Annotated in this window: 1 protein-coding gene; it reads right to left on the bottom strand. The window is 37.7% G+C overall.

Going from position 1 to position 324, the window contains the following annotated elements; translation table 11 throughout:
• The coding region (locus ACVC08_RS00065; RefSeq protein ID WP_452600481.1) for a hypothetical protein at positions 1–324 on the bottom strand (324 nt) is incomplete at both ends.

Genomic DNA, 324 nt, shown 5'->3' with positions numbered 1-324 from the left:
GCAGAAGCAGGAGAAATGCTAAAAGAAACATCGTAAGTTAATAAGTTAGCAGCACAAGTAGTTGCAGTAAAGTTAAGTACAGGTGTTTGATTAATAGTAATAGTAGCAGTACTAACATCGTTAGGACAAGGATTTGTTCCTGTAACAGTATAATCGAAAGTACTAGTAGTTGCACCAACAGCTGGTGTAAAAGTACCAGCTACAGCATTAAAAGTACCACCAGATCCAGAAGTTTGCGACCAAGTACCGCCAGTATCTTCACCAGCGATTAAACTAAATAAATCTATAGTTGTTGTACTACTATCGCAAATGGTTGTATTACCC

The sequence above is a fragment of the Pontimicrobium sp. MEBiC06410 genome (assembly GCF_053601615.1).
Note: the sequence above shows the minus strand (reverse complement) of the source record. Positions and strands in the feature narration are given on the sequence as shown.